This window comes from Leucobacter musarum subsp. musarum (assembly GCF_001273845.1).
Lineage (GTDB): Bacteria > Actinomycetota > Actinomycetes > Actinomycetales > Microbacteriaceae > Leucobacter > Leucobacter musarum.
Map to the genome: position 1 here is coordinate 199,866 of NZ_JHBW01000087.1, position 22,996 is coordinate 222,861.

Consider the following 22,996-nt stretch of genomic DNA (forward strand, 5'->3'; position numbering starts at 1 on the left):
GGATTTCCCCCTGAGCCGGACGGAAATCGGCCCTGCGGTCGGTGTCGATCAAGCGGACGCTTTCGCGCGACCGTTCAGGACCTCGGCGAGGAACTGGCCAGTGTGACTCTCTGTGACGGTCGAGAGCTGTTCAGGGGTGCCTTCCGCGATGATCATGCCGCCACCGGAGCCGCCCTCGGGGCCCAGATCGATCACCCAGTCGGCGCTCCGAATGACGTCGAGGTTGTGTTCGATCGTGATCACTGTGTTGCCCTTCTCGACCAGGCCGTTCAACACGAGCAGGAGCTTGCGCACGTCTTCGAAGTGCAACCCCGTCGTCGGTTCATCGAGTACGTAGATGCTGCGACCGTTCGACCGCTTCTGCAGTTCTGTTGCGAGCTTGACGCGTTGCGCTTCACCACCGGAGAGGGTCGTCGCGCTCTGCCCCAAGCGCACATAGCCGAGGCCGACATCGACCAGCGTCTTCATGAACCGGTGAATCGACGAGATCGGCTCGAAGAACTGCTCGGCTTCCGCGATGGGCATCTCAAGAATCTCGGAGATGTTCTTTCCCTTGTATCGCACCTGCAGCGTCTCTCGGTTGTACCGCGACCCGCCGCAGACCTCGCACGCGACGTACACGTCGGGGAGGAAGTTCATTTCGATCTTCAGGGTGCCGTCACCGGAGCATGCCTCGCACCGACCGCCCTTGACGTTGAAGCTGAAACGACCGGGCAGATAGCCGCGAGTCTTCGCCTCAGGAGTTTCTGCGAAGAGATTGCGGATCTTGTCGAAGACACCGGTGTACGTCGCGGGGTTGGAACGCGGCGTACGGCCGATCGGCGCCTGGTCGACGTGCACGACCTTGTCGAGGTGTTCAAGGCCGGTTACCCGCGTGTGCTTGCCCGGCACTAGGCGCGCGCCGTTCAACTGGTTGGCGAGCACTCGATAGAGAATGTCGTTCACGAGCGTCGATTTGCCCGAGCCCGAAACACCGGTCACCGCGGTCATCACTCCGAGCGGGAACGTGGCATCGACGTTGCGGAGGTTGTTCGAGCGCGCACCGATGACCTTGAGTTCGCGCTTGCGGTCGCGTTTGCGCCGACGCTTCGGAGTGTCGATGCCTCGCCGACCTGCCAGGTAGTCACCGGTCATCGAAGCGGTGTTCTCGAGCAATTCGTCGTACTTGCCTGAATGGACGACGGTTCCACCCTCGACGCCGGCACCTGGGCCGATGTCGACGATCCAGTCTGCGGCCTCGATCGTTTCCTCGTCGTGCTCGACGACGATCAGCGTATTGCCGAGGTCGCGCAATTTGATCAGGGTTTCGATGAGGCGGCGATTGTCTCGCTGATGCAGCCCAATGCTGGGCTCATCGAGCACGTACAGCACACCCGTGAGACCGGAGCCGATCTGGGTGGCGAGACGAATGCGCTGCGCTTCGCCGCCGGAGAGCGTGCCTGCCGCCCGTGCCAGAGTGAGGTAGCCGAGACCGACCTCGATCAGGAAGTCGAAGCGCAATCGGATTTCGCGAAGCACCTGCGCGGCAATCTTCGCCTCGCGGTCCGAGAGCACGACCTCGTCGAAGAAGCGCTTCGCGTCGGTCAAGCTGTACTCGCCGACGCTCGCGATGGACTGCGCGTCGACGGTCACCGCGAGCACCTCTGGCTTGAGTCGCTGCCCCTGGCACGTATGGCACGGCACTTCGCGCAGGAACTCAGACCAGCGATCGCGCTTCGTGTCTGACTCCGCCTCCGCGTATTGGCGTTCGATGAAGGGAATCACCCCTTCGAACCCCGAGGAGTACTTCACTTCGCGCCCGAACCGGTTGCGCCAGCGCACATTCACCTTGAAGTCGTTGCCGTAGAGAACGGCCTGTTGCACCTCTTCGCCGAGATCGGACCATGAAGTCTTCAGCGAGAAATTGAGGTCGTCGGACAGGCCGACAAGCAGCTTCTCGTAGTATTGGTACAGGCTCTTGCCCTGGCTGGTCCAGGGAACGATGACGCCTTCCGCGATGGAAAGCTCGGGATCACCCAAGACCAGATCTTCATCGACCGACATGCTGGTGCCGAGACCGGAACAGGTCGGGCATGCGCCGAAGGGTGCATTGAACGAGAATGTGCGCGGCTCGATTTCGGTAAGTTGCACCGGGTGCTGGTTCGGGCACGAGAGATGCTCCGAAAAGAGCTGCACTCGATCAGCGGCATCGGCGTCTTGATCGACGAATTCGATCGCGACGATGCCGCTTGCAAGTCTGAGTGCGGTTTCGAGCGAGTCGGTGAGGCGGCCGAGGATCTCGGGGCTGGCGACGAGCCGGTCGACGACGACCGAGATGTCGTGCTTCACCTGTTTCTTCAGCTTGGGCGGATCGGAGAGCTGAATCATCTCGCCGTCGACGAGTGCGCGAGAATACCCGCTCGCGGCGAGGTCTTGGAAGAGGTCGACGAACTCCCCCTTCTTCTTGCTCACGACCGGCGCGAGCACCTGGTAGCGCGTGCGCTCGTCAAGCTCCATCAACTGGTCGGCGATCTGCTGCACCGTCTGTGAGGCGATTCGCTCCCCACACACGGCGCAGTGCGGCACGCCGATGCGGGCCCAGAGCAAACGCATGTAGTCGTAGATCTCGGTGATCGTGCCCACCGTCGATCGAGGGTTGCGGTTGGTCGATTTCTGGTCGATGGACACGGCGGGGCTCAAGCCCTCGATGAAATCGACGTCGGGCCGATCCACCTGGCCGAGGAACTGTCGGGCATACGCGCTCAACGATTCGACGTAACGTCGCTGCCCCTCGGCGAAGATCGTGTCGAACGCCAGGCTCGATTTGCCGCTCCCGGACAACCCCGTGAACACCACCATTGAGTCGCGCGGAATCGACAGGTCCACGTTCTGGAGATTGTGGACGCGCGCCCCTTGCACGCTGATCTGGGCGTGAGCGGATGAGGAGCGGATGGGGGCAGTGGGCGTCGTAGTCACCGCTCCATTCTACGTCGCCGTTGCCGAGAATTCGAACATACGTACGACGACTCGCCGCTCGACCCTGGCGGGTTCGGCCGCACGCGAGTACTATCGACATAAGACAACGAAAGGATGCTCCGTGTCCCTGCCGCAGCTCTCCCCCGTCGCGCGTCGATCCACCCGCGCACGTACCGATCCCGCCGTCGAGCGCGTCCATGCGCTCGTCACGCAGATCGATCACGAGCGCCTGGATGCCGCTGAGGCATTGCTCGCCGGCGTGCTCGCGCATCAAGCTGCAGACTCGCGAGGGCTGAGCGCCTCCGAAGTTCAGTCGTTGGCACGTTTCGGGGTGACGGAAACAGAACTCCGCGAGCCGACCCCGCTTGCAGCGACGACGCGTGGAATGCTGTGGGATCGCCAAGTCGCCGATCGAAGCGCGACGGTGACGGAAACCGCCGAGATGCTCGGCGTGACTGCGGCCCGGGTGCGGCAGCGGTGCGCGGCTGGCTCGCTGCTCGCGCAGCGTCGCAGCGACGGTTGGTACCTGCCGCGATTCCAGTTCCCGCATGACCGCGAGCTCAACGGCTGGGGCACGGTGGCGCGGGCGATTCCGGCGGGCACCCCCATGCTGCTGGCTGAACGGGTACTGACGTCGCCGGCACCGTCGCTTCGGGGCGATGGGGAGGAACTCGCTCCGTTCGAATGGCTCGCACAGGGCGGAGATCCGGCGGCCGCGGCCATTGCGGTCGACGATGCGCTGCATCGACTCCCATGAGTGAACGATTGCCCGAGGTCGATCCTTCTCGTTTCCCCGACCTCGAGGCCGACCCCACCTGGGTGCGCTCACTTCCTGCCGGCACCGCATTCGCTCGTATTTCGAAGACGGCCGGCCCGCACCCCGTGCGCTGGCATGATTTCCGGAACTACGGCCCGCTCGACGCCCGGTTCGACCCGCACCCCGAGCCCGTCGGTGAGCACCCCGGGGAGGGCGTGCTCTACGCGGTCCTCGAACGGCCAGCGATCACGGCGTTCGACGCCTGCGTGCTCGAAGTGTTCCAATCAACGCGCATCATCCGTCGCTCCGAAGATGCGCCCGAGGTGACGATCTTTGCGGTGACCCGAGAGCTCCGGCTCCTCGATGTCAGCGACAGTGACTGGATCTCCGTCGCCGGCGGCAACGCCGCGATCTCATCGGGTGAACGCGCACAGAGCCGGCGATGGGCGCGCGCGATCCGACAGGCCTACCCTCAGCTCGACGGCGTGATCTCTGCGTCTTCGGTAATCCCCAGCGAGCGCGTCGTCGCGATGTGGGCCCCGGCACAGTCGGCGCTCCCCCGCCATCCGCTCGCGCGCATGCGTTTGGATCGTGATGAGCTCTCGGGCGTGGTCGATCGCGCGGCCGATCGCTACGGATATGTGATCCTGTGAGTCCGGTGCGCCGGTGTCCGAATTGTTCAATACGGATGGCTCGGCGCCGCCTACGCTGAACCCATGACGCTCACATTCGATTTCATCGGCATTGTCACCGCAAACCTCGGCGCTTCGCTCGCGTTCTACCGTTCGCTCGGTCTGAACATCCCAGACGGGCAGGACGACGCTCCGCATGTCGAGCACGTGCTTCCGAATGGCATGAAGCTCGCATGGGATCCGGTCTCGACACTCGAAAGCTTTATTCCCGGATTCACGCTGCCGAAGGGCGATAACCGCATCGCGTTCGCATTCAGCGCCGAATCCCCCAGCGCCGTCGACGAGGCATATGCCCGCATCGTCCGCGAGCATCCGAACGCCGGCGAGACGGCGCCGTGGGATGCGCCGTGGGGTCAGCGCTACGCGACGGTGCTCGACCCAGACGGCAACTCGATCGATCTCTACGCGGCGCTGCCAGACTCGGACTAGCGTGCCGCCGCGGAGGGTTCCGCCGATGGTGCCACACGTCGGTGCAGGGCGGCCGGGGACACTCCCGCGGTGCTGCGCAGGTCGCGGGTGAGATGCGATTGATCGGCGAATCCCAGGCGCGCGGCAACGTCGGACGCGGTGGCTCCCGACCGGAGCAGGGTGCGGGCTCTCATCGAACGCTGCACTTTGCGGAGTGCCGTGTACCCGTACCCGAACTCCGACGCCATACGGCGGTGCAACTGACGTTCTGAAGTGTCGAGTTCGGAGAGCAAGGCCGGGAGGGAGAGGCCTCGTTCGGCACTTCGCCGCACGCACGCTCGCCAGTCGACGGGGTGCTCGCGGTCGAACGCGTGCATGCCTCGCCGACTGGCGCGGACCTCCCGCAGTTCGCGGAACAGCTCCGCTCCCAGGTCATGTGCGTAGTCAGCGGGGGCCGCAGCCAGCTGCTCCATGCCAAGCCTCAACTTTCGGGCCAGGCGGGAATCGATGACCGCGTCCGCGACGATCGATTGATTGCGCAGCTCGGTGAGCGGGTGGGTGAGGAATTCGCTGGCGGTTCCGGGCTGAAAGCGAATACCGACGGAAGCCGCTGAACCGGGCGTCGCCGCGTCAGCATGGATCACACGCGTCGATGGCCCCGCAATGCGCAACTCATCGCGATGCAGCACGAGGTCAGTACAGCCATCGGCGGGGATGAGTACACGGCGAGTGTGCTCCTCGGGCAACGCATGCGCGCGATCACCGGGGTGATCGGCATCGGCGCGCCACAGCACGCCGATGCCCGCTACGGCGAATTCCCGGTACATCTCGTCCGCCTCCGATTCGGGCCTAGAGGTGGCCGGCCTGATCCATGCTGCGCAATTCGCGTTTGAGCTCTGAGACCTCGTCGCGGAGCCGCGCGGCGAGCTCGAACTTGAGCTCCTCGGCGGCGACCAGCATCTGGTCGGTCAGATCAGCAATCAGTTCATGCAGCTTGCCGGCGCCTTCGCTTGCGATCGCTCCCGCGCGCGCTGCTGCCTTGCCCTTGGCGCGCTGCGACGATCCGCCCGAACCGCGTTGCGCGTGCGCCCCCGTGCGAGACAGCACGTCTTCGGTATCCGCCGCCTCGCGCTGCAGCATCTCGGTGATGTCCCCGATCTTCTTGCGCAGGGGCTGAGGATCGATGCCGTGCTCCGCGTTGTACGCGACTTGGATTTCTCGGCGACGATCGGTCTCATCGATGGCCTCACGCATGGAGCGCGTGACGCGATCGGCGTACATGTGCACCTCGCCGGAAACGTTGCGCGCGGCGCGGCCGATCGTCTGGATCAAGGAGGTGCTCGAGCGCAGGAACCCTTCTTTGTCGGCGTCGAGAATGGCGACCAGTGAGACCTCGGGGAGGTCGAGACCCTCACGCAGCAGATTGATGCCGATCAGCACGTCGTACACACCGGCGCGAAGCTCGGAGAGGAGCTCGACGCGGCGCAGGGTATCGACATCGGAGTGCAGATAGCGCACGCGTACGCCCGACTCCTCCATGAACGTCGTGAGCTGTTCGGCCATCTTCTTCGTGAGCGTCGTGACCAGCACTCGCTCGTCGCGTTCGGCTCGGAGGCGCACCTCTTCAAGGAGGTCGTCGATCTGGCCCTCACTCGGTTTGACCACGATCTTCGGATCGATGAGGCCGGTCGGTCGAATGATCTGCTCGACGACGCCATCGGCCCGCTCGAGCTCGTACTTACCGGGAGTGGCCGAGAGGTAGACCGTCTGGCCGACGCGATCTTTGAACTCGCTGAACTTCAACGGTCGATTGTCGAGCGCGCTCGGCAGGCGGAAGCCATGGTCGACGAGCGTACGTTTGCGCGACGCATCACCTTCGAACATCGCACCGATCTGCGGCACGGTGACATGCGACTCATCGATGACGACGAGAAAATCGTCGGGGAAGTAATCGAGCAGGCAGTGCGGAGCCTCGCCGGGGCTGCGCCCGTCCATGTGCATCGAATAATTCTCGATGCCCGAGCAGAATCCGATCTGCTCCATCATCTCGAGATCGAAGGTGGTGCGCATGCGCAACCGTTGCTCCTCGACCAGCTTGTTCTGCTGCTTGAGTTCTCGGGTGCGCACGTCGAGTTCTTCCGAGATCTGCCCCATCGCGCGATGCATCACCTCCCGACTCGCGACGTAATGAGAGCCAGGAAACACGGAGATCGTCTCGACCTGTTTGATCACGTCACCGGTCACCGGATGCAGGTAGTACAGCGCTTCGATTTCGTCGCCGAAGAACTCGATGCGAATCGCCAGTTCCTCATACATCGGGATGATCTCGACCGTGTCGCCGCGCACGCGAAAGTTGCCGCGAACGAATTCGATGTCGTTGCGCTGGTACTGCATGTCGACAAAGCGGCGCAGCAGCACGTCGCGATCAAGTCGATCGCCGACGGCGAGCGGCACCATCGCCTCGTAGTACTCCTCCGGTTTACCGAGTCCGTAGATGCAGGAGACGGTGGAGACGACGACGGTGTCACGCCGGCTCAACAAAGCGTTGGTCGTCGAATGCCGCAGGCGTTCGACTTCGGCATTCACGGAGGAGTCTTTCTCGATGAACGTGTCCGTCTGCGGCACGTAGGCCTCGGGCTGGTAATAGTCGTAGTAGCTCACGAAGTACTCGACCGAATTGTTCGGAAGCAGGCTTCGGAACTCGCTCGCGAGCTGCGCGGCGAGCGTCTTGTTATGGGCGAGGACGAGAGTCGGGCGTTGCACCGCTTCGATCAACCAGGCCGTCGTTGCGGACTTGCCGGTACCGGTGGCTCCGAGCAGCACCACGTCGGTTTCACCGGCGTTGATGCGATGCGCGAGCTCTTCGATCGCCTTCGGCTGATCGCCGTTCGGCTCGTACTCGCTGACCACTTCGAAAGGGCGGACGCTGCGCGTGGGTTCCATGTCTCCGAGCGTACTCGCGGCCGCCGACATTCGTCGGCGCGGCTCCGAGAACGCGCTGAGGAGGAGGACCGCGGCGATACACTCGTTCCCATGTCGATCGAGCCGCCACGCATCACGGTGCTGGGCGAGATTCGCGTCGATGGTGTCAATCCCGGGGGGCGACTCCCCCGCGCACTCGTGGCCGCAGTGGCCAGCGGGGCTTCATCGGGCATGAGCGTCGCCGCGCTCGGCGAGCTGCTCTGGGGCGATGCGCTTCCGACCCATCCCAAGGCGGCACTGCAGAGCCTGGTGTCACGCGTGCGTGCGGCCTGCGGGCCCGTCATCGTGACGACGGCCGCCGGGTACGCGCTCTCTGCCGAGTACGGGAGAAGCGATTGGGCCATCGCGCGAGCGGTGGCGCAGGACCGGGAAGATCCCGAGGCGCGCACGCCCGAACGCCTGCAGCATCTCGAGGCGGCACTCGCGCTCTGGGCCGGTGAACCCGGTGCCGATCTGGGCGATGCGCCGGTTGGGCTGATGCTCGCGGAGCAGGCGGCCGCGGTACATCTCGAGATTCGCATGCAGCGAGCGCTCGGCCTGCGTCACGCCGGTCGCGGACGAGACGCTCTTGACGCCTACCGAGGCCTGCTCGAAGAGCGTCCATTCGATGAGCATTTGCACGCGGAGGCGATCGGAGCGTTCGTTGCACAGGGCGACACTGCGGAAGCACTCGCGGTCTTCGCCGGCCTGCAAGTGCGACTTCGCGAAGTCTGGGGCGCCTCACCCGGCCCCGAGGTCGTGTCGGCCCATCTCCAAGCGCTGCGCGCATCGGAGGGGCCGGTCGATGGGTCTCGACTCGATACACGTTCTGCGAGCCGCACGCGCGGTGCGCTGCCGGGGCCGCTGGACGGATTGGTCGGGCGCGCTGCCGACCTCGCCGCATTGGAGTCGTTGCTCGACAGTCACCGCCTGGTCACGGTGCTCGGCATCGGCGGGCTCGGCAAGACGAGTCTCGTGCAGGCTGCCGCCCATCGAGTCGAACAGGCGGTAGTGATGGTTCGCTTGGCGAGCGTCCGCGCGGGCGCTGACCTCCTCGGCGCCGTTGCCAGCGCACTCGGTGTGCGCGAGGCGACCACCAATGCGCGTCTCTCAGACGTGCGATCGGATCTCCGTGCCGTGGTGCTCGCGGAACTGGCTGAGCGCCCGACGCTCCTCGTGCTCGACAACTGCGAGCAGATCATCGCGGACGTTGCTCGCTGGGTGGACGATGTGCTGGGCCAGATTCCGACACTCTCGGTGCTGACGACAAGTCGGGCACCGCTCGGGCTCCCGGGCGAGCAGGTGTTCGAGCTGGCCCCGCTGCAGGTCGCCGGTGACGGCACCGGGTCGGCGGAACAGCTCTTTGAGCGCCGCGCCCGCTCGATTCGCGCGAGTGCCGCCGGGGACGTTGCGACCGTTGCTCGTTTGTGCCGCGCCCTTGACGGACTTCCACTTGCGATCGAACTCGCGGCGGCGCGCACGCGAACGCTGAGCATCTCCGAGATCGAAGTCCGACTGCAGCAGCGTTTCACGCTGCTGCAGGGCGGCGATCGGAGTGCGCCCGAGCGCCACCAGACCTTGCGTGCGGTCATCGACTGGAGCTGGGAACTACTCGATGCGACGTCGCAAGAGGCGTTGGCGGTGCTCGCGCTGCTGCCCGGCGGGTGGAGCACTGCGACCGCCCTTGCTGTGCTCGAACTGAGCGGAATCGCCACCGAAGACGCGGATGCGGCGCTCACCTCCCTGGTCGAGCAGTCGATGTTGACCGCCTACGACGATGTCGGAACTCACACGGTGCGGTTCCGAATGTACGAAACCGTGCGCGAATTCGGCCTGGATCGCCTGCGCGAGTCGGCGACGACGGAACGCGCCGAGCATGCCGTCACCCAGTGGGCACGCGGGTTCGTGCGCGAGTTCGCCCCGCAGCTTTACGGCGTGCCTGGAGCGATCGGCGCGGCGCGGCACCGCGAGGTACGTGCGGAGCGCGACAACCTGGTGGCGATTCTGCGTCACGCAATCCGACAGAACGACTCGGAGACAGCGGTGCTGATCGTGTGCCTCTTGGGGCACACGGACATCGTGCGGGGTGCGCACACCGAGCTCCAGGTGGTGTGCGCAGAAGCCGCGGACCTTGTGATTCAGACGGCGCGGGCGCGTCTGCGATCGGAGCTCGAAGGGCTCCCCGACGAGGCGATCGTACTGGCTCAGCTGACCTGCATCGTCTGGTTGGCGAGCATCGAAGATGTGCGCCTGCCCCGACTTGTCGCGCTGCTCCGTCTGGTGATGAGACGGGTGAGCGCGGTGCGCTCGGTGTTGCGCGGCATGGCCGCGATCATCGCGGTATTTCCGGATCTCGAGCGGGTCGCCGCAGAAATTGCTCGGATGCGTGCCGTCGGCGATCCCGAAGGAATGCTCGCCGGTGCCCTCTTCGCTGCGATGCTCGATGAGAATCTCGGTGAGCATCGCCGTGCGGAGGAATCGGCCCGCGAGGCCTGGCGCGATGCGCGGAGCTCTGGCCAGGTGTGGCTGGAATCGATGGCGGCGAACACGCTGGCGCAACTCGCGAGCCAGTCGGCACGCCCGGGCGACGCACTGACCTGGCTCGATCGCGCGGCGGCAGGTCTGCACGCGTTCGATGCGGAGGATGAAGCGGACGAGCGGAACTGGTTGCGAGGGTTGACCCTGCTGTCGCTCGGTCGCACCGGAGAGGCTCGAGTGCTGTTCGAGGGGCTTGTCGATGCCCATCCGGGGTCCCGGGATCGCCATCAGTTCGCAGCGATTTCCTGGTTCGGGCTGGCCGAGGTCTCGCGCGCCGAGGGCGACACCGCAGAGTCGTTGCGGCGGTTCGCCCGTGCCATGCTCGCGTTTGAAACCCCGGAGCAGCGGGCGTCGCCGTGGTATCTGGTCGCCATGTCGGGCATGCTTGCCGCCGCGTGTCTCGATGGCACGCTCACGAACGCTGAACGCGCATCGTGGGCGAACCGAATTCGCACCCGCGTGATCGCCATGCATCGCGTGCAGCAGGGATACATCGATCGCCCGATTCTGGGCACCGCATTGATCGCCTGGGGCGCGTGGGCGATCGACCATGACGAGCTGATGGACCACGGTATTGAGGCGCTGGCCTGGGCCGGTGTGCTGGGGGCGCGTCAGGATCAGCCGGCGCTGCGCCTCGAGGCGCACCGGGCCCGTGCGTTCAAGGTGCTCGACGCCCGAGGTGTTGACGGTGCGTCGCGCATCGCCGACACCGCCGCGGGTGCGGCCGCTGCCGCCGCGGAGACGCGGGTGCCGCGAGCACTCGAGGTACTCGCGGCACGCGTTTCCCGGCGTTGACCCGCGTCTACGCCTTCCGCATGTAGGCCCGGACGGTGAGCGGTGCGAAGACCACGACCACCACGGCGGCGCCGAGCAGCGAGGTCCACAGATCGACCCCGACGGTCCCCGAATTCGCCAGGTCGCGCACCGCGGTGACGAGGTGCGATACCGGATTGATATCGGCGAACCACTGCAGCCAGTTCGGGAGCGAATCAGCGGGCACGAACGCGTTCGAGAGGAAGGTCAGCGGGAACAGGATCAGCATCGAGATGCCCTGCACGCTGGCTGCGGTGCGTGCAATCACGCCGAAGAGCGCGAAGATCCAGCTGAGCGCCCATGCGCACGCGATGACGAGCAGGCTGGCGAGCACCACGCTGGCGAGCCCGCCGCCCGGACGCCACCCCATCAGCACGCCCATGAGCATCGTCATGGTCGTGGCGATCGCGTACCGCACGGTGTCGGCGAGGAGCGCTCCGGAGAGCGGAGCGATGCGCGCGATGGGCAGGGACCTGAAGCGATCGAACACGCCCTTGTCCATGTCTTCGCGGAGCTGTGTGCCGGTCACGACGGAGCCGGTGATGACGGTCTGCACGAGAATGCCCGGGATGAGCTGCGGCAGGTACGTCTGCACGTCGCCCGCGATTGCGCCTCCGAAGATGTAGGCGAACATCAGGGTGAAGATGATGGGTTGGATCGTGACGTCGACGAGCTGTTCGGGGGTGCGCCGGATCTTGATGAGGCCGCGGTACGCCATGGTGCGCGTGTGCGCGAAGCTCTCAGAGAGGCCGGGACGACGGTGCAGCGACCGCGCGTGCGCCGGGACGATCGGGGTGAGCGATGCGGGTGCGGGTGCGATGGTGCTCATGCGTGGACCTCCTGTGCGCTGGAGCGCTCGGGTTCGCTCGGGGTGTCTGACGAGGCCGTGGAGTCGGGCGCCCCGGTGATGGTGAGGAAAACCTCGTCGAGGGTGGGCTTCTGCACGCTGATCTCAGTGACCGAAACGTCGGCTGCGCGCAGCTCGATGAGGAGGTCGGCGAGGCGATCGGGATCGGTCATCGGCGCGGTGAGGCGCGACCCCTCGGGTGAGCGCACGGCCGGCACTCCGAGCACGCGCTGCACCGCGTCGAGGGCGGTCTGCACCTCAAGTTCCGTGCGGTCGCCCCGCTCGGCGACGCGCAGGTGCAGGGACGCCGTGCCGACCGAAGATTTGAGTTCTTCGGCCGTGCCCTCGGCGACGACGCGCCCGTGGTCGATGACGGCGATGCGATCGGCGAGCTGGTCGGCCTCGTCGAGGTACTGCGTGGTGAGCAGGACGGTGGACCCGGTGGCGACCAATTCGCGAATCGTCTCCCACATCTGGCCGCGGGTGCGGGGGTCCAGGCCCGTGGTCGGTTCGTCGAGGAAGATGAGCGGCGGCTGGGCGATCAGTGACGCCGCGAGGTCGAGACGCCGACGCATGCCGCCCGAGAAGTGCTTGAGGGGACGACGCGCGGCCTCGGTCAGGCCGAAGCGCTCGAGCAGTTCCTCGGACTTGGCGCGCGCCTCACGGCTCGACAGGCCCAGCAGCCGGCCGAAGATGACGAGGTTCTCCGTTGCTGACAGCGCCTCATCGACCGAGGCGTATTGCCCGGTCACGCCGAGAAGCTGGCGCACGATGTGGGGCTCGCGCGCGACATCGTGCCCAAACACGCGGGCCGAGCCGCCGTCCGGGCGCAGGAGCGTCGCGAGCATGCTCAGGGTGGTGGTCTTGCCGGCGCCGTTCGGGCCGAGCACGCCGACCACGGTTCCGGTGCGCACCTGCAGGTCGACTCCGTCGACCGCGCGGTGCGTTCCGAACACCTTGACCAGAGACTCGGCCTCGACGGCCCATTCGCTGTGTTGTTGGATCATGGCATCAGTGTGATGCTCGGCGCTGTCACAGCACTGTCGGAGCGCTGTCAGCTCGGAACGGCCGCTGTCAGGCGGACTGGATGGCGGTCAGCCGACGGCAATCGTCGCGGGCAGCGGCAGGTTGCCGATACCCGAAACGCGCACGTCTGCGAGCCCCTGCCACGCCGCCGCCTGCGCCAGCAATGTCGCCGCGACTTCCGATGTTCGCGCGGGCGCGCGCTGTTCTTGCCACGCGGCCTGCACGAGCAGCGTGTTGGAGGCCCGATCGGCTTTGAGATCGATGCGGCCGGCCAGTGTGCCGCCGACCATCAGGGGCAGGCAGTAGTACCCGAACGTTCGCTGCTCTTTCGGCGTGTAGATCTCGATGCGGTAGTGGAAATCGAACATGCGCTCGGCGCGGGGACGGAACCACACCACCGGGTCGAACGGCGTGAGCAGGGCGTTTGGTGCGAGGCGCGACGGCACCGCCGCGTCGCGGTGCATCCAGGCGCGTTCGGGTGCTCCTGAGCGCGTGCGCCACCCGTCGACGACGACGGGCAGCAGCACGCCGTCGGCTTCGAGCTCGGCGACGGCCGCGCGCGCCGGCGTCGACTTCAGCCGGTGGTAATCCGCGAGATCGGCGAGGGTACCGATGCCGAGCGACCGGGCGGCCCGTTCGACGAGCGAGCGCTGCGCGCGTGCCGCCGATACGTCATCGAGGCCGGCCGCCGGCAGCACCTGCTCTGCGAGTGCGTATCTGCGTTGGAACCCGGTGCGCCCCGCGGTGACCACCTCGCCCCAGGCGAAGAGCACCTCGACCGCGCGTTTCGTGTCGCTCCAGTCCCACCAGGGCCCGCGGTTCGCGCGGGGGCCGTCTTCGAGATCGCGTACGAGCGACGGGCCCGCATCGGCGAGGTGCGCGCGCACCCGGTCGAGCACCGGGGCGAGGGCGTCTGCGCGGCCCGACCGCTGGTCGCGGAGGCGGCGCTCAGCCATGCGCCACTGGAACAGCGGACGATCGCTGACCGGAATGAACGCCGCCTCGTGCGCCCAGTACTCCGTGAACTCCCCGCTCTCCCAGAGATGCCGGTCGAGCGCGTCGGCGTCGTACCGGCCGTGGCGCGAAAACACGGGCAAATGGTGGCTCCGCGCGAACACGTTCACCGAGTCGATCTGCAGCACGTGCAGTCGCTCGAGAGCCGTGTCGAAGGGACGGCGCACGCGCAGCTTCGCCGTGTTGGCGAAGCCTTGTGCGGCGAGGGCGACGCGTCGGGCCTCGGGTGCGCTGAGCGAAAGAGTCATGCGGGTACGCTATCGCGCGCCACCGACATCGCGGCGCGGCGGGTCAGGAGCGCCGGGTGATCCGGCACTGCCGATCTGCGGGACCGGAAACCACACGGCCCCGTCGGCATCGGCGGGCGTGTGCGCGGGAATCGGCACGTAGATCACGACGTGCAACTCCGTGGCATCCGAGGGGACTAAACGATGATGCTCGAAGATGACCGGCCCGGCGTCCGGGTGCACGAACGCGCGCTGCCGCGAGGCGAAGCGTTCCACGGCGTGCTCGGCCCACTGGCCCCGAAAATCGGCGCTGTGCGCGTGCAGGCGCGAGATGAGTGCGCGATGCCGGTCCGAGTCGAGCCGCACCCCCGACTCGGCTCGGAACTCGGCGAGGAAACGCCGGCTGTCGCGCTCCCAATCGGGAAGCAGCGCGCGCAGTCTGGGGTCGGTGTAGATGAGCCAGAGCAGATTGCGTTCAGGCTTCGGCGTCGAGGCGATGGGGCCGTAAAGCCACTCGTAGTGATGGTTCCAGCCCAGAATCGCCCAGTCCGTGCCGACGATGAAGGCCGGGTGGTCGAGCGCATCGATGAGTCGTTGCAGGTGGGCCGGAGTGGCACGGTCGGGCACGTCGCCGGCGACATCGCCCGTCTCGACGAGCGATCGTACGTACTCGCGTTCGGCATCGGTCAACGCGAGAACTCGGGCGACCGCGTCGATGACCTGGCGCGACGCGTTGATGTCGCGCCCCTGCTCAAGCCAGGTGTACCAGCTGACGCTCATGCCCGAGAGCGTCGCCATCTCCTCGCGGCTGAGCCCCTGCGACCGGGCCGCACCCGCGCGGCCACGCCCCGCAGCCGCAGGGAGACCGAGCCCGACGCGATCCCGCTGGCGCCGGCGAGCAGCGAGAAACTCACCCAGTTGCACGCGTCGTGGAGTGCGAGGCCGAGGCATACTCTGATAGTACTGCCAGTACTAGGAGTGACGCTCTCTTCCGCGAAGTACTGTGCCCGTGATGCAGTGAATCATGCCTCCATATCGCTCACGCACGGTCACCCACGGACGCAACATGGCGGGGGCGCGTGCGCTCCTGCGCGCCGCCGGCGTTCCCGGTGCCGACATCGGCCGCAAACCGATCATCGCCGTGGCGAACTCGTTCACCGAGTTCGTACCCGGGCACACGCATCTCGCGCCGGTCGGGCGCATCGTCTCTGATGCGATCACCGAAGCGGGCGGAGTGCCACGCGAATTTAATACCATCGCGGTCGACGACGGCATCGCGATGGGCCACGGCGGCATGCTCTACTCGCTCCCCTCGCGCGATCTCATCGCCGACTCGGTCGAGTACATGGTGAACGCGCACTGCGCCGACGCGCTCGTCTGCATCTCGAACTGCGACAAGATCACGCCCGGCATGCTGCTCGCTGCCCTCCGGCTGAACATTCCGACCGTGTTCGTGTCGGGAGGCCCGATGGAGTCGGGGCGCGCCGTGCTCGCAAATGGCATGGTGCGCACTCTCGATCTCGTCGATGCGATCTCGGACGCGGTGAACGAGAACATCTCGGATTCGGACCTGCAGACCATCGAGGAATCCGCGTGCCCGACCTGCGGCTCGTGCTCGGGCATGTTCACCGCCAATTCGATGAACTGCCTCACCGAGGCGATCGGACTCTCTCTGCCGGGCAACGGCTCCACGCTTGCGACTCATACGGCGCGACGGGCGCTCTACGAACGTGCCGGATCGCTCGTCGTCGACATCACGAAACGTCACTACGAGGGCGACGACCACACCCTGCTCCCCCGCAGTATCGCGACCCCCGAGGCGTTCGGCAACGCGATGGCGCTCGACATCGCCATGGGCGGCTCGACGAACACGATCCTGCATCTGCTCGCGGCCGCGCACGAGGCCGGGGTGGCGTTCGGCCTCGACGAGATCGACGCGGTCTCCCGCCGCGTGCCGTGCCTCGCCAAGGTCGCCCCGAATGTCGCCGGCGATCGCACCTACTACATGGAAGACGTGCACCGTGCGGGCGGCATTCCGGCCCTCCTCGGTGAGCTGCGCCGCGGCGGGCACCTCGACGACACCGTGCACACGGTGCACGCGGCCACCCTCGGCGAGTGGCTCGACGAGTGGGACGTGCGCGGTGGCACTGCGTCTCAGGAGTCACTCGACCTGTGGCACGCGGCTCCCGGCGGCAAGCGCTCTTCGACGGCGTTCTCCCAGTCAGAACGTTGGCAGAGCCTCGACGTCGACGCGGCAGGCGGCTGCATCCGCGATATCGCGCACGCCTACTCTGCGGACGGCGGGCTCGCGGTGCTCCGGGGAAACGTCGCGGTCGACGGCGCGGTCGTCAAGACGGCCGGCGTCGACGAGTCCATCTGGCACTTCGAGGGCACCGCGGTCGTGTGCGAGTCGCAGGACGAAGCCGTCGAAAAGATCTTGAACAAGCGGGTGAGTGCCGGCGACGTCGTCGTCATCCGGTACGAGGGCCCGAAGGGCGGACCGGGCATGCAGGAGATGCTCTACCCCACGTCATTCTTGAAGGGTCGGGGTCTCGGCAAGAGCTGCGCGCTCATCACTGATGGTCGCTTCTCGGGCGGCACCTCCGGGCTCTCGATCGGACACATCTCCCCCGAGGCCGCGGCCGGTGGTGTGATCGCCCTCGTCGAAGACGGCGACCGCATCGTCATCGACATTCCGACGCGCGAGCTCACGCTCGACGTTCCCGCTGCAGAGCTCGACCGACGGCGCGCGGCGCTGGAACTGGCGGGCGGCTATCGCCCGCGCTCCCGCGAGCGCGAGGTGTCGCCGGCGTTGCGCGCGTATGCCACTTTCGCCCAGTCGGCCGATAAGGGAGCGGTGCGCATCGTGCCCGAGATCTAGACGAGCGTCGCCAAGACAACACGACGGCCGCGGAGGAGTTACTCCCCCGCGGCCGTCGTGCTGCGCTGCGTGTTAGGCGAACCAGAGACCGAGCTCGCGCGCGGCCGACTCGGGCGAGTCGGAGCCGTGCACGAGGTTCTGCTGCACCTTGAGGCCCCAGTCGCGGCCGAGATCGCCACGGATGGTGCCGGGCGCCGCCGTGGTCGGGTCCGTGGTGCCGGCCAGGGAACGGAACCCCTCGATGACGCGGTCACCGGTCGCCCGGATCGCGACCGACGGGCCCGACGACATGAACTCCAGCAGGGGCTCGAAGAACGGCTTTCCCTCGTGCTCGGCGTAGTGCGCAGCGAGCAGCTCGCGGTCGGCGTGCACGAAGCGGAGATCGGTGAGCGTGTACCCCTTGGCCTCGATGCGGCGGATGATCTCGCCGGTCAGCCCGCGGGCGACGCCGTCGGGCTTTACCAGGATCAGGGTCTCTTCTGCCGACATGCATACTCCTCATGGTTCGGTGATCGGGAAGTGCTCGGGCGGGTGGCCCGAGCACCGAGTGTAGCGAATTCAGGCGGTGTCGCCCTGTGCTGCCATCCACGCGGCGCGGTCGCGGTCGATGCGGGCACCGCGCACCATGCAGTAGATCCAGAGCGCGGTGAAGAGCACACCGACGATCAACGCCATGGGCAGAATGATCGCGGTGAGTAGCATGAGTGCGTGCAGCACCCACCCGGTGATGATGCCGAAGCGGCCGCGACGCATCCCGGCGAGGCCAACGAGAATCACGACCGCGAGACCGCCACCCAGGTAGAGGCCGAGCTCGCGCGGCTCGAGCGTCGCGAGCCCAAACAGCGTGAGGCCGATCAGCACGACGATAAAGAGCTCGAAGCCGAGCACCACGGAGGCCAAGGCCTTCTGGGTGGACGCCGGGCCGCGCCGGGCGCCGGCAATGCGCATGGCGGAGTTGTGGGCCGCGGTCTCAGACGGAGACAACTGCAGTTCGGGATCGTGCCCGCCCGCTCCCTGCCCCTCGCGCTCGGGCTGCGTGCCGCTCATGCGATCCCCCAGCCCTCTGCACGCGCGAACGCGATGGCTTCGCCGGCGAGGAGCACGCTGCCCACGACAAGCACGGCGCGACCGTCGGCGCGTGCCGCCCAGGCGCGTGCCTCATCCAGTGCCTCGGGGAGCGACTCGGCGACCTCGATCGGCGTGCCGGGAATCTCCTCCTCCGCGAGCTCGCGCAGCTCATCACCGCTCGTCGTGCGCGGCGAGTCGACGGGGGTCACCGTGACGCGATGCGCGATCGGTGCCAGCGTCGAGAGCAGCCCGGTGGCATCTTTCTCGGCAAGGACGCCCACGACGAGCGCGAGCTCTTCGAACGAGAACGACTCGGTGACGGCCGTGACCAGCGCGGCGGCACCGTGCGGGTTGTGCGCCGCGTCGACGTACACGATCGGCTCGGTTCCGATGAGCTGAAGCCGGCCCGGTGACGTCAACGCTCCGAAGCCGTAATCGACGACCTCGGTCGGCAGCGGGCGATCCGCACCGAAGAACGCCTCGGCGGCGGCGATCGCGAGCGCCGCGTTCTCGGCCTGGTGGCGGCCGAACAGCGGCACAAAGATCGGATCGTAGGCGAGACCGGAGAGCCCGACAACATCGATCTGGCGCCCGCCGACCGCGAGCCGATCGTCAGCGAGCGCGAAGTCGCGGCCCTGCACGTAGAGCCGCGCACCGTGGCGGGCAGCCGCGTCTTCGAGTTCGGCGAGCGCATCGACCTCTTGCCCGGCTGTGACCACCGTGGAGCCGTCCTTGATGATTCCGGCCTTCGTGCGCGCGATCGTCTCGACGTCGGGACCGAGAATCGCGGTGTGGTCGAGACCGATCGGCGTGAATACGGCGACCTGGGCTTCGACGATGTTCGTCGCGTCCCACTCGCCACCCATGCCGACCTCGATCACGGCGACATCGACCGGTGCATCGGCGAACGCCGCGAACGCGAGCACCGCCAGTGCCTCGAAGAAGGTGATCGGTGCGTGCCCGGCAGCAACGAGTTCGGCATCGACCACCTCGAGGGGCAGCTTCAACTCGTCCCACGCACCGGCGAGCACTGAGCCGTCAATCGGCTCTCCATCGAGCTGGAACCGCTCGGTGAACTCGACGAGGTGCGGGCTGGTGAACAGCCCCGTGCGGAGCCCGTGCGCCTGCATGAGCGAGGCGATGGCGCGACTCGTCGAGGTCTTGCCGTTCGTGCCCGCGACCTGGATCACCGGGTACGAGAGCTGGGGCGACCCCGCGAGCTCGGCGAGTCGACGCACTGGCTCGATGCGCGGACGCGGGTTCGCCTCGCCGACGCGCTCGAGGAGTTCAGCGTAGACGCGTTCTGCCGGCCCGGTCATGCCGCGCCTCCGCGCGTCGAAGCGGACTCGGTCGCGTCAATCGTGATGACGATCGGAGCTTTCTCCGCGCCGATAGCGCGGGCTCCCGACACGTGCACGCCGCCACCCGGCGAGACGAGATCGTCGACGATCGCGTCGATCCCGATCGCCTCCTGCACCGCGAACCCTTCCGCGAGCGTCTCGGCGGCAATGAGGGCGGCGTGCGCCTCCAGCGCCTCGACGTGCGCAGGCTCTGCGTTGATCGCAAGCACGATCCGGTCGCTGACGTCGAGGCCGGCGTTCTTTCGTGCCTCTTGGACGGCGCGAATCGCATCGCGAGCGATACCCTCGGCCTCGAGTTCCGTCGTGAGCACGGTGTCGAGGATCGCGAAACCGCCACCGGGCAACAGCGTCAGAGCCGGCCCGCCGTCGGCGTCTCCGGAACCCGCGCGCAGGGTGAGCTCGTATTCGTGCGGTTCGAGCGCGATACCGCCCGCGACCACTACGCCGTCGGTCTCACTCCAATCACCGGTCTTCGCCGCCTTGATGGCCTGCTGCACCTGCTTGCCGAGTCGCGGGCCGGCCGCGCGGGCGTTCACGGCGAGCGTCTGTACGATCCCGTGCTCATCCGCGCTCGTGTCGGTTTGCTGCACGAGACGCACGGACTTCACGTTGAGCTCTTCACGGAGGATGCCCGCGAACGGCTCGATCGCGCCGGGGTGCTCCGCGACGACCGTCAATTCTGCGAGCGGCAGACGCACGCGCAGGCCGCGGCTCTTGCGGAGGGCGAGCGCCTGCGACGTGATCTGGCGCACCTCGTCCATCGCGTCGACGAGCTCGTCGTCGCCCGAGAACTCCGCGGCATCGGGCCAGTCAGCGAGGTGCACGGATCGGCCGCCGGTCAGGCCGCGCCACAGCTCTTCGGTGACGAGCGGAGCAAGCGGGGCGGCGACGCGCGCCACCGTTTCGAGCACGGTGTACAGCGTGTCGAAGGCCTGCTGGTGCTCGGGCTTGCCCTTGTCGCTCGCGACGCCCTCCCAGAACCGGTCGCGCGATCGCCGCACGTACCAGTTGGTCAGCACCTCCGCATATGCGCGCAGCGCTTCAGCGGCCGAGGTCGTGTCGAGCCCTTCGAGGTGGGACTGCACATCGCGGATGAGGCGCCCCGTCTTCGCGAGGATGTAACGATCGAGTGGGTCCGTCGAATCAGTGCGTCGTTCGGCCGTGAGCCCGTCGGCATTCGCGTACAGCGAGAAGAAGTACCAGGTGCTCCACAGCGGCAGGATGAATTGCCGCACGCCCTCACGGATGCCTTCCTCGGTGACAACGAGGTTGCCGCCGCGAACCACGGGCGACGCCATCAGGAACCAGCGCATCGCGTCGGAGCCGTCGCGGTCGAAGACCTCGTTCACGTCGGGGTAATTGCGCAACGACTTCGACATCTTGTTGCCGTCGGAGCCGAGCACGATGCCGTGGCTGATCACGTTGGTGAATGCCGGGCGATCAAAGAGCGCGGTCGCGAGCACATGCTGCACGTAGAACCAGCCGCGGGTCTGCCCGATGTACTCGACGATGAAGTCGGCCGGCTGGTGCGTCTCGAACCACTCCTGGTTCTCGAACGGATAGTGGGCCTGCGCGAACGGCATCGATGCGGAGTCGAACCAGACGTCGAGCACGTCTTCGATGCGGCGCATCGTCGATCGGCCGGTCGGATCATCGGGGTTCGGTCGCGTGAGTTCGTCGATGTACGGGCGGTGGAGGTCGACCTCGCCGTCGGCATTCCGTGGCAGCTCGCCGAAGTCCGCCTCGATCTCGGCAACTGAACCGTAGACGTCGACGCGCGGGTACTCGGGGTCGTCGCTCTTCCACACCGGGATGGGGCTGCCCCAGTAGCGGTTGCGGCTGATCGACCAGTCGCGCGCGCCCTCGAGCCACTTCCCGAACTGACCGTGCTTCACGTTCTCGGGGACCCAGGTGATCTGCTCGTTGGTCTCGAGCATGCGTTCCTTGATGTCCGTGACGCGCACGAACCAGCTGGAGACCGCCTTGTAAATCAGCGGATTGCGGCAGCGCCAGCAGTGCGGGTACGAATGCTCGTAGCTCTGCTCGCGCAGCAGGCGTCCGCGCTCGCGCACGAGACGGATCAGCGGGCGGTTCGCATCCATCCAGAGTTCACCGGCGACGTCGGTCACGGCAGCAATGAACCGGCCACCCGCGTCGACGCTCACGATGGTCGGCATGCCTGCAGCGGTCGTGATGCGGTAGTCGTCTTCGCCGTAAGCCGGCGACTGGTGCACGATGCCCGTGCCGTCGGTGGTCGACACGTAGTCGTCGGCGAGCACCTGCCAGCAGTGCTCGGTGCCCCACGTCTCGACATCGGAGAAGTAGTCGAAGAGCGGCTCGTAGCGGACCCCGCTCAGTTCGGACCCAGCGATCACGCGCGAGACCGCGGCGACCGCGGCGTCGGCTGAGTCGTAGCCGAGATCCTTGGCGTGCGCGCCGACCAGATCTTCGGCCAACAGGTACGCGGCTGTCGCGTCAGCGCCGTCGCCCGCACCCGCGGGGCCCGCGGGCACCACCGCATAGGCGATGGCCGGTCCGACCGCGAGCGCCGCGTTCGTGGGAAGCGTCCACGGCGTCGTGGTCCATGCGAGGGCGCGCACGCCGGTGAGGTTGAGCTCCGCTGCGCGCTCCCCGATGAAGGGGAACGCCACGGTCACCGAGGGATCCTGACGCATCTGGTAGACGTCATCGTCCATGCGCAGTTCGTGGTTCGACAGCGGGGTCTCGTCACGCCAGCAATACGGCAGAATCCGCGAGCCCTCGTATGCGAGACCCTGATCGTACAGTCGCTTGAACGCCCAGATGACGCTCTCCATGTACGTCAGATCGAGCGTCTTGTACCCGTGCTCGAAGTCGACCCAGCGCGCCTGACGGGTGACGTAGTCCTCCCACTCGCGGGTGTACTGCAGCACCGATTCACGAGCCTTGCCGTTGAACGCCGCAACGCCCATCTCTTCGATCTCGGACTTCTCGGTGATGCCGAGCTGCTTCATCGCCTCGAGTTCTGCGGGGAGACCATGGGTATCCCACCCGAAGCGGCGCTCGACCTTCTTCCCGAGCATGGTCTGGAACCGCGGGAAGACGTCTTTGGCGTAACCGGTCAGCAGGTGGCCGTAGTGCGGCAGGCCGTTCGCGAAGGGCGGGCCGTCGTTGAATACCCACTCTTCGGCGTGCTCGCGCTGGCGGATCGACTCCGCGAATGTGTCGTCGGCTGACCAGAAGTCGAGCACGCGCTGCTCGATCTCGGGGAATCGGGGTGACGGCGAAACACCGAATGCTGCGCCCGCTGCGGGCGACGAGGATTCTGCGTGGTCTGACGGGGTTCCCGTGGGCTGCTGAGGATACGGCATGGGTCCTTCTCGATTCCGGCGTCGGTCGTTACTCCTGTTGCCGGGACGAGCTCCGGATCGCGATCCGTCTCCCGCGGTACCACCCCGCTTGTCACCAC

At 66.8% G+C, this 22,996-nt stretch carries 16 protein-coding genes; 5 read left to right on the forward strand and 11 right to left on the reverse strand.

Going from position 1 to position 22,996, the window contains the following annotated elements:
• Positions 1-48: 48 nt before the first annotated feature.
• On the reverse strand, positions 49-2,955 hold the full coding sequence (uvrA, locus tag CH42_RS09940) for an excinuclease ABC subunit UvrA (RefSeq protein WP_053353036.1): 2,907 nt from the start codon (positions 2,953-2,955) through the stop codon (positions 49-51).
• Between the two features lie 121 nt (positions 2,956-3,076).
• Between uvrA and CH42_RS09945 the strand changes: the two genes are divergently transcribed.
• The 3 genes from CH42_RS09945 to CH42_RS09955 all read left to right on the forward strand — a co-directional run bounded on the left by CH42_RS09945 (position 3,077) and on the right by CH42_RS09955 (position 4,833).
• Positions 3,077-3,712 (forward strand): hypothetical protein, encoded by a 636-nt coding sequence (locus CH42_RS09945; RefSeq protein ID WP_053353037.1) that lies wholly within the window; start codon positions 3,077-3,079, stop codon positions 3,710-3,712.
• Positions 3,709-4,365, forward strand: coding sequence for a hypothetical protein (locus CH42_RS09950; RefSeq protein ID WP_053353038.1), 657 nt, complete (start codon positions 3,709-3,711; stop codon positions 4,363-4,365). The genes CH42_RS09945 and CH42_RS09950 overlap by 4 nt, the downstream gene beginning before the upstream one ends.
• A 63-nt stretch (positions 4,366-4,428) precedes the next feature.
• Positions 4,429-4,833: a VOC family protein gene (locus CH42_RS09955; RefSeq protein ID WP_053353039.1), complete on the forward strand. Its 405-nt coding sequence runs from the start codon at positions 4,429-4,431 to the stop codon at positions 4,831-4,833.
• Here the strand turns inward: CH42_RS09955 and CH42_RS09960 are convergent.
• Together CH42_RS09960 and uvrB are read right to left on the reverse strand one after the other, a co-directional pair.
• The gene (locus tag CH42_RS09960) at positions 4,830-5,639 is read right to left on the reverse strand and encodes a helix-turn-helix domain-containing protein (protein ID WP_053353040.1); all 810 of its coding nucleotides are present in this window, start codon (positions 5,637-5,639) and stop codon (positions 4,830-4,832) included. The genes CH42_RS09955 and CH42_RS09960 overlap by 4 nt on opposite strands.
• Positions 5,640-5,661: 22 nt before the next feature.
• The gene (gene uvrB, locus CH42_RS09965; RefSeq protein ID WP_053353556.1) at positions 5,662-7,755 is read right to left on the reverse strand and encodes an excinuclease ABC subunit UvrB; all 2,094 of its coding nucleotides are present in this window, start codon (positions 7,753-7,755) and stop codon (positions 5,662-5,664) included.
• Between the two features lie 90 nt (positions 7,756-7,845).
• On the opposite strand from uvrB, the gene CH42_RS09970 reads away from it, so the two are divergent.
• On the forward strand, positions 7,846-11,106 hold the full coding sequence (locus tag CH42_RS09970) for an ATP-binding protein (RefSeq protein ID WP_053353041.1): 3,261 nt from the start codon (positions 7,846-7,848) through the stop codon (positions 11,104-11,106).
• 7 nt (positions 11,107-11,113) lie between these two features.
• On the opposite strand, the gene CH42_RS09975 is transcribed toward CH42_RS09970, so the two are convergent.
• The 4 genes from CH42_RS09975 to CH42_RS09990 form a co-directional block, all read right to left on the reverse strand.
• The gene (locus CH42_RS09975) at positions 11,114-11,953 is read right to left on the reverse strand and encodes an ABC transporter permease (RefSeq protein WP_082309388.1); all 840 of its coding nucleotides are present in this window, start codon (positions 11,951-11,953) and stop codon (positions 11,114-11,116) included.
• Positions 11,950-12,978, reverse strand: coding sequence for an ATP-binding cassette domain-containing protein (locus CH42_RS09980; RefSeq protein WP_193392082.1), 1,029 nt, complete (start codon positions 12,976-12,978; stop codon positions 11,950-11,952). Before CH42_RS09980 ends, CH42_RS09975 begins: the two co-directional genes overlap by 4 nt.
• Positions 12,979-13,065: 87 nt before the next feature.
• Complete coding sequence (locus CH42_RS09985; protein ID WP_053353042.1) at positions 13,066-14,259, reverse strand: winged helix-turn-helix domain-containing protein; 1,194 nt, start codon at positions 14,257-14,259, stop codon at positions 13,066-13,068.
• 9 nt (positions 14,260-14,268) lie between these two features.
• Positions 14,269-15,189, reverse strand: a complete 921-nt coding sequence (locus CH42_RS09990) for a helix-turn-helix transcriptional regulator (protein ID WP_082309389.1) — start codon at positions 15,187-15,189, stop codon at positions 14,269-14,271.
• 73 nt (positions 15,190-15,262) lie between these two features.
• Between CH42_RS09990 and ilvD the strand changes: the two genes are divergently transcribed.
• Positions 15,263-17,119, forward strand: coding sequence for a dihydroxy-acid dehydratase (gene ilvD, locus CH42_RS09995; protein WP_053353043.1), 1,857 nt, complete (start codon positions 15,263-15,265; stop codon positions 17,117-17,119).
• Between the two features lie 72 nt (positions 17,120-17,191).
• Here ilvD and ndk read toward each other — a convergent pair whose 3' ends face one another.
• The 4 genes from ndk to ileS form a co-directional block, all read right to left on the reverse strand.
• The gene (gene ndk, locus CH42_RS10000; protein WP_053353044.1) at positions 17,192-17,608 is read right to left on the reverse strand and encodes a nucleoside-diphosphate kinase; all 417 of its coding nucleotides are present in this window, start codon (positions 17,606-17,608) and stop codon (positions 17,192-17,194) included.
• 69 nt (positions 17,609-17,677) lie between these two features.
• On the reverse strand, positions 17,678-18,166 hold the full coding sequence (locus CH42_RS10005) for a DUF4233 domain-containing protein (RefSeq protein WP_082309390.1): 489 nt from the start codon (positions 18,164-18,166) through the stop codon (positions 17,678-17,680).
• The gene (locus CH42_RS10010) at positions 18,163-19,506 is read right to left on the reverse strand and encodes a bifunctional folylpolyglutamate synthase/dihydrofolate synthase (protein WP_053353046.1); all 1,344 of its coding nucleotides are present in this window, start codon (positions 19,504-19,506) and stop codon (positions 18,163-18,165) included. Before CH42_RS10010 ends, CH42_RS10005 begins: the two co-directional genes overlap by 4 nt.
• On the reverse strand, positions 19,503-22,898 hold the full coding sequence (gene ileS / locus CH42_RS10015; RefSeq protein ID WP_053353047.1) for an isoleucine--tRNA ligase: 3,396 nt from the start codon (positions 22,896-22,898) through the stop codon (positions 19,503-19,505). Before ileS ends, CH42_RS10010 begins: the two co-directional genes overlap by 4 nt.
• Between the last annotated feature and the right edge of the window lie 98 nt (positions 22,899-22,996).

Bases quoted from the DNA above. Each gene is read 5' to 3' on its own strand.
- CH42_RS09950 (WP_053353038.1), top strand. From the start codon at position 3,709: ATGAGTGAACGATTGCCCGAGGTCGATCCTTCTCGTTTCCCCGACCTC.
- CH42_RS09955 (WP_053353039.1), top strand. From the start codon at position 4,429: ATGACGCTCACATTCGATTTCATCGGCATTGTCACCGCAAACCTCGGC.
- CH42_RS09960 (WP_053353040.1), bottom strand. From the start codon at position 5,639: ATGTACCGGGAATTCGCCGTAGCGGGCATCGGCGTGCTGTGGCGCGCC.
- uvrB (WP_053353556.1), bottom strand. From the start codon at position 7,755: ATGGAACCCACGCGCAGCGTCCGCCCTTTCGAAGTGGTCAGCGAGTAC.
- CH42_RS09970 (WP_053353041.1), top strand. From the start codon at position 7,846: ATGTCGATCGAGCCGCCACGCATCACGGTGCTGGGCGAGATTCGCGTC.
- CH42_RS09975 (WP_082309388.1), bottom strand. From the start codon at position 11,953: ATGAGCACCATCGCACCCGCACCCGCATCGCTCACCCCGATCGTCCCG.
- CH42_RS09980 (WP_193392082.1), bottom strand. From the start codon at position 12,978: ATGATCCAACAACACAGCGAATGGGCCGTCGAGGCCGAGTCTCTGGTC.
- CH42_RS09985 (WP_053353042.1), bottom strand. From the start codon at position 14,259: ATGACTCTTTCGCTCAGCGCACCCGAGGCCCGACGCGTCGCCCTCGCC.
- CH42_RS09990 (WP_082309389.1), bottom strand. From the start codon at position 15,189: ATGCCTCGGCCTCGCACTCCACGACGCGTGCAACTGGGTGAGTTTCTC.
- ilvD (WP_053353043.1), top strand. From the start codon at position 15,263: ATGCCTCCATATCGCTCACGCACGGTCACCCACGGACGCAACATGGCG.
- ndk (WP_053353044.1), bottom strand. From the start codon at position 17,608: ATGTCGGCAGAAGAGACCCTGATCCTGGTAAAGCCCGACGGCGTCGCC.
- CH42_RS10005 (WP_082309390.1), bottom strand. From the start codon at position 18,166: ATGAGCGGCACGCAGCCCGAGCGCGAGGGGCAGGGAGCGGGCGGGCAC.
- CH42_RS10010 (WP_053353046.1), bottom strand. From the start codon at position 19,506: ATGACCGGGCCGGCAGAACGCGTCTACGCTGAACTCCTCGAGCGCGTC.
- ileS (WP_053353047.1), bottom strand. From the start codon at position 22,898: ATGCCGTATCCTCAGCAGCCCACGGGAACCCCGTCAGACCACGCAGAA.